The sequence below is a fragment of the Mesorhizobium sp. M7A.F.Ca.US.005.03.2.1 genome, from assembly GCF_003997795.1.
GTDB lineage: Bacteria > Pseudomonadota > Alphaproteobacteria > Rhizobiales > Rhizobiaceae > Mesorhizobium > Mesorhizobium ciceri.
The window spans coordinates 1-2295 of the sequence record NZ_RZRP01000933.1; the positions used below are offsets into that span (position 1 = coordinate 1).

2 protein-coding genes and 1 pseudogene are annotated in these 2295 nt (G+C 64.2%); all 3 read left to right on the plus strand.

What is annotated here, in order from left to right; all coding sequences use genetic code 11:
* Positions 1-746 (plus strand): aldehyde dehydrogenase family protein (locus tag EN991_RS32775; RefSeq protein WP_127370293.1); only part of this gene is annotated, 746 nt, incomplete at its 5' end.
* Positions 747-778: 32 nt separating this feature from the next.
* Positions 779-2158, plus strand: coding sequence for an aspartate aminotransferase family protein (locus EN991_RS32780; protein WP_127370294.1), 1380 nt, complete (start codon positions 779-781; stop codon positions 2156-2158).
* Positions 2159-2166: 8 nt separating this feature from the next.
* A pseudogene (locus EN991_RS41320) lies at positions 2167-2295 on the plus strand (Zn-dependent oxidoreductase); the annotation flags it as partial.

Below are 2295 nucleotides of genomic sequence, written 5' to 3' on the forward strand. Positions count from 1 at the left end.
AGATCGGCCGGCTGATCGCCGCCCAGAGCGCGCCGACCATGAAGCGGCTGGTGATGGAGCTTGGCGGTCATGCCCCGCTGATCGTCTTTGCCGATGCAGATCTGGACAAAGCGGTTGATATCGCCATCGACGCTAAATTCGCCACGTCGGGCCAGGACTGCCTCGCCGCCAACCGCATCTACGTCCAGCGTCCGATCTACGATCGGTTCTGCGCCGCCTTCGCCAAGCGCATCGAGACGCTGCGGACCGGCAATGGCCTAGCCGAGAAGATTAACATCGGGCCGCTGATGCATGAGCGCGCCATCAAGAAGGTGGAGGAACAGGTCGCCGATGCCATCGCTCACGGCGCGCGCTGCCTCACCGGCGGCAAGCGGCACCAGGCCGGCCCGCTGTTCTACCAGCCGACGCTGCTGGCCGATGTCAGTGACGAAGCGCTGATCATGCGCGAGGAGACGTTTGGCCCGGTTGCCGCCGTGACGCCGTTCGACAGCGAGGATGACGTGATCGCCCGCGCCAACGCCACCGAGTATGGCCTCGTCGCCTATGTCGTGACCGAGAATGGTGGCCGGCAGCAGCGCATGGGCCGCGCGCTCGACTACGGCATGGTCGCCATCAACCGCGTCAAGATCACCGGCGCGCCGATCCCGTTCGGCGGCGTCAAGCAATCGGGCATCGGGCGCGAAGGCTCGCGCCACGGGCTCGAAGCCTTCACCGATCTGAAGTATCTCTGTCTGGACGTCGCCTAGGTTCGTCCTGCCATCCCTCAAGGAGTTAAAAAATGCTCGACCAGTCCAACGAACTCGCCGCCTGGGATCGCGACCACTTCTTCCATCCCTCGACCCATATGGGCACGCATGCGCGGGGCGAAAGCCCGACACGCATCATGGCCGGCGGTGAAGGCGTCACCGTGTGGGACAACAATGGCAGGAAGAGCCTCGATGCCTTCGCCGGGCTCTATTGCGTCAATGTCGGCTACGGCCGCCAGAAGATCGCTGACGCCATCGCCGCCCAGGCGAAGAACCTCGCCTATTACCACGCCTATGTCGGCCACGGTACCGAGGCCTCGATCACGCTGGCCAAGATGATCATCGATCGCGCGCCGCAGGGCATGTCGCGGGTCTATTTCGGCCTCTCCGGTTCGGATGCCAACGAAACCAACATCAAGCTGATCTGGTACTACAACAACGTGCTCGGCCGGCCGGAGAAGAAGAAGATCATTTCGCGCTGGCGCGGCTATCACGGCTCGGGCGTGATGACGGGATCGCTGACCGGGCTCGACCTGTTCCACAACGCCTTCGACCTGCCGCGCGCGCCGATCCTGCACACCGAGGCACCCTACTACTTCCGCCGCGCCGACCGCTCGATGAGCGAGGAGCAGTTTTCGCAGCATTGTGCCGACAAGCTCGAGGAGATGATCCTGGCTGAGGGCCCGGAAACCGTCGCTGCCTTCATCGGCGAGCCGATCCTGGGCACCGGCGGCATCGTGCCGCCGCCGGCCGGCTATTGGGAAAAGATCCAGGCGGTGCTTAAGAAGTACGACGTGCTGCTGGTCGCCGACGAAGTGGTGACGGGCTTCGGCCGACTGGGCACCATGTTCGGCTCCGACCATTACGGCATCAAGCCGGACCTGATCACCATCGCCAAGGGCCTGACCTCGGCCTATGCGCCGCTGTCGGGCGTCATCGTCGCCGACAAGATGTGGCAGGTGCTGGTTGAGGGCTCCGACAAGCTCGGTTCGCTCGGCCATGGCTGGACCTATTCGGCACATCCGATCTGCGTTGCCGCCGGTGTGGCCAATCTCGAGCTGATCGACGAGATGGATCTTGTGACAAATGCCAAGGAGACGGGCGCCTATTTCCGCGCCGAGCTGGCCAAGGCGGTCGGCGGCCACAAGCATGTCGGTGACGTCCGCGGCGACGGCATGCTGGCAGCGGTGGAATTCGTTGCCGACAAGGACGACCGGGTGTTCTTCGACGCTTCGCAGAAGATCGGACCGCAGGTGGCAACAGCGCTTGCCGCAAGCGGCGTCATCGGCCGCGCCATGCCGCAGGGCGACATTCTTGGCTTCGCGCCGCCGCTCTGCCTGACCCGCGAGGAAGCCGACATCGTCGTGTCGAAGACCGCCGATGCGGTCAAGAGCGTGTTTGCCAATCTCTGAGATCGACTATGAATGCCATGACCAGAACCCTCCCCGCCACCATGGCCGCCGTGCTGCTTGTCGGGCACGGCGGGCCGGAAAAACTCGTCTACCGCAGCGATGTGAAAGTGCCCGCGCCTGCGCCAGGTGAAGTGCTG